The sequence below is a fragment of the Nonomuraea antri genome (assembly GCF_013283785.1).
In the GTDB taxonomy this organism is placed as follows: Bacteria; Actinomycetota; Actinomycetes; order Streptosporangiales; family Streptosporangiaceae; genus Nonomuraea; species Nonomuraea antri.
Genome location: NZ_JABCPZ010000443.1, coordinates 1 through 3,500, shown reverse-complemented (window position 1 = coordinate 3,500; position 3,500 = coordinate 1). Strand labels below are relative to the sequence as shown.

General features: G+C 73.6%; 4 protein-coding genes. 2 read left to right on the top strand and 2 right to left on the bottom strand.

Annotated features, from left to right (window positions below):
- The coding region (locus HII36_RS54115; RefSeq protein WP_173531195.1) for an FAD-dependent oxidoreductase at positions 1–595 on the bottom strand (595 nt) is incomplete at its 3' end.
- Positions 596–696: 101 nt separating this feature from the next.
- On the opposite strand from HII36_RS54115, the gene HII36_RS57640 reads away from it, so the two are divergent.
- Positions 697–1,719 (top strand): TetR/AcrR family transcriptional regulator, encoded by a 1,023-nt coding sequence (locus HII36_RS57640; protein WP_328808317.1) that lies wholly within the window; start codon positions 697–699, stop codon positions 1,717–1,719.
- 299 nt (positions 1,720–2,018) lie between these two features.
- On the opposite strand, the gene HII36_RS54100 is transcribed toward HII36_RS57640, so the two are convergent.
- Complete coding sequence (locus HII36_RS54100) at positions 2,019–2,339, bottom strand: hypothetical protein (protein ID WP_173531194.1); 321 nt, start codon at positions 2,337–2,339, stop codon at positions 2,019–2,021.
- A 285-nt stretch (positions 2,340–2,624) separates the two neighbouring features.
- Between HII36_RS54100 and HII36_RS54095 the strand changes: the two genes are divergently transcribed.
- On the top strand, positions 2,625–3,500 hold an 876-nt coding region (locus HII36_RS54095), incomplete at its 3' end, for an RNA ligase family protein (RefSeq protein WP_173531193.1).

The window sequence follows — 3,500 nt, the reverse complement described above, 5'->3', positions numbered from 1 at the left end:
GTTCGGGGGCGGCGGGGTCCAGCGCGCGGCGGGTGGCCGACCAGATCCCGTCCGCCCCCACGACCAGATCGGGGCCACCACAGTCGGCCCCGGTCCCGGTCCCCGTCCCAGTCCCGGGACCGGTCCCGGGCTCAGGACCAGGACCGTTCCCGGTCCCGATCCTGAGCCCGGTGCTGGATTCGGCATCGCGCCCGGGCCCGATGCCGGACGGGCTGGCGAGGCGGCTGCCGAGGACGAACCGCGCGCCGCGCCGTGCCGCCTCCTCCCGCAGTACGCCGACCAGGTCGGCGCGCATCACCGTCACGCTGCGCAGCGGGTCTCCGGCGCGCCGCCCGCGGGGGACGTCGCCCAGGAGCCGGTCCCTGCCCGACCACATGCGCTGCCGGTCGACGGCGAAACCCGCCCGCTGGACGGCCGGCAGGCAGCCGAGCGCGTCCAGGGCGCGCAGCCCGTTGACCGACAGGCTGACGAACGACCCGACCGGCCCGGCCGGGTCGGCGTAGGCCTCGTTCACCGTCACCTGGACGCCGATACGCGCCAGGGCGACCGCACAGGCCGACCCGGCGACGCCGCCACCCACCACCACTGCCCGCATTTCCCGGCCTCCTCAATCCTGAATCTAAATTCACCGAATCTGTATTCGGCGAAAGTGGGTTCAGTATGCTTTCGGGGCACGATGACGTCAAGGGAGGACCGGTGGGAGTACGCAAGGCCAGGGCCGCGGAGACCGAGGCCGCGCTGAAGGAGGCGGCGCTCCGGCAGTTCGCCGAACGCGGCTACCTCAACACCAAGATCACTGACATTACGGCCGCGGCCGGCCGGGCCACCGGATCCTTCTACGACCACTTCGCCAGCAAGGAGGACCTGCTCCAGGCCCTGCTCGCCGACATGCGCAGCCAGGCCCGCGACCAGCTCGTCCAGGAACCGGCCGGGCTCGACGGCGCACCCGACGGCGCGCCTGATGACGAAACCGACGGCGAAACCGGTGACGCATCCGACGGCGAGCCTCGTAGCGCGCCCGGCGCGGGGTCTGGTGGCGGCTCTGGCATCGGGCACGGTGGCGGCGACGGTGGCGGCGACGGTGGCGGCGACGGTGGCGGCGACGGTGGCGGCGACGGTGGCGGCGACGGTGGCGGCGACGGTGGCGGCGACGGTGGCGGCGACGGTGGCGGCGACGGTGGCAGGCCCGCCGGGCGGGAGCATCCGCCGCACGACCTCACCGACCCCGGCCAGCTCCGCGACCACCTGGCCGTGGCCTGGCGTCTGATGCGTGGCAACCGTCCCATCATGATCGCCCTGTTCGAGTCGGCGATGGCCGCCGGGCCCGGCAGCGGCGAGTTGTGGCGGCGGCTCGCCGACGACACCCGGGTGTTCCGCGACCACCTGGAGCACCTGCGCGGGACGGGACACCGGCTGCCCGGCGATCCGACGCTGGTCGCGGCGGCGATGGGCGCCATCCTGTCGATGCTCGCCTACGCGCTACCCGCCGACGACCCCAGCAGCCACAACCCCAGCAGGCACGACCCCGGCAAGCACGACGCCGGCAGGGCGGAAGCCGGCGCGGAGGCCGGCGGGGGAGACGTCAGCGGGGGAGACGCCGCCGCCCGTTCGGACGACGAGGTGATCGACACCCTCACCCGCCTCCTCCTGCACGGCCTCACCGGCCCGGACGTCACCCCCGAAACCCGGGACGCCACCCCCGAAACCCGGCCGCGTTAAGTCCCGGCCTGACCGGGTTAGTCCCCGGCCCGCAGGATCGTCCGCCCCGGGTCGGTGATCAGGGCGGCCGCCCAGAGGAACACCTTGGGATCACCGAGACCCGAGCCGGTGAGCCAGCGCGCCGCCCGGTGGGCGTCCCGCTCGTCCTGGATCAGCCCCCAGGGCGCCGCCGGCCGGATACCGGTGCCCTCATAGACGTCGGTGACCAGGCCACCGAGGCAGGTCCAGGTGTGCCAGCCGCAGGTGTCGAAGCCGACCAGCTCGAACCCCAGCCGCCGCTCTCCCGGACGGGGGAACGGTTAATGCCGGGCCAGACGCTCGGGAAGGCTTCCGGCGGAGAAATCCCACTCGTCCGTGGCGACGTCGGCCAGCAGGCCAGGTACGTCGGCGGCGGCGAAGCCAACCCCGAGCACGTGCAGGCCAGGCCGTCCGTCCTGCTCACGCGCGACCTCGGCCTCCCGCGGGCCGTCGAACCAGTCGTCCCGGCCGTCGGAGTCCGCGGGCAGCAGGTCCACCACGCACTCGCTCATCGACACCAGGTCAGGACCCGGAAGGCCGTTCTCCCGGCGCTCGGATCGGGTGGCGACCAGATAACCGGCCAGGGCGTAACCGGGTTCCACGACGTTCACTCCTCATGCCGGGATATACGCGTCCGGCCCCGGCGTCCGGGGCGGGTGCCGGATGCCGGCGTTCGATGCCGGCGTCCGATTCTCCCGTTCACCGGCCCGAACGAGCCAGCGGCCGCCCCCCGTCAGCACAGGCGACCGCCCCCACCACGAGCACGGAACACGAATCCGGCACCGCCGCGCACCCCCGGATTATTCGATGGATCCGCTTTCCACCCCGCTTGTACAGTGACGTCGGCCGATCAACGACCACACGTCACCGGGGGAGGGGAGCCGATCATGCGCGTGCCGTACCCGCGCACCCCCCACCTGCCGTGGTCACCCGGCGTCGGCGACGACGACGTCCGCGCCGGCGACCTGTCCGGGTTCCACGGACAGCTCGTCGTGGTCACCGAGAAGCTCGACGGCGAGAACACCACCCTGTACGCCGACGGCCTGCACGCCCGCTCGCTCGACTCGGGCCACCATCCGTCCCGCGCCTGGATCAAGAACCTGCACGGACGCATCGCCGCGGCCATCCCGCCCGGCCGGCGCGTGTGCGGCGAGAACCTGTTCGCCCGCCACTCCATCGCCTACGACGACCTCGACAGCTGGTTCTACGGCTTCTCGGTCTGGGACGGCGACCACTGCCTGGACTGGGACACCACCGTCGCCTTCCTGCGCCGCCTGGGCGTGCCCGCCCCGCCGGTGCTGTGGCGCGGCGTCTTCGACGAACGGGCGCTGCGCGCGCTCCGCCTCGACACCCGCCGCCAGGAAGGCTACGTCGTACGCACCCTCGACGGTTTCTCCCGGCGGGAGTTCGCCGGCCGGGTCGCCAAGTGGGTACGCCCCGCGCACGTGACGACCGGCACCCACTGGATGCACGCGCCCGTCGTGGCCAACGGGCTGGGCCCGTCCGCCGCGCTGTGGAACGTCCGCTCCGGCGGCCGGCCCGACGCGTCCGCCCTGCAGGCCGCCCTCGCACCGCACCTGGCCTCCACCCCGGGAACAGACCAAGGAACAGGCCAGGCATCGGGCCGGGCACTGGACGATGCGGTCGCCGACGACGTGGCCACGCGGCTGGACGTGCTCGGCCGCACCGGCGAGGCCCGCCTGTCCGGCGTCCTGGCCGCCCTGCTGCGCCACCACCCCCGCTCCCACCTCATGACCCACCTG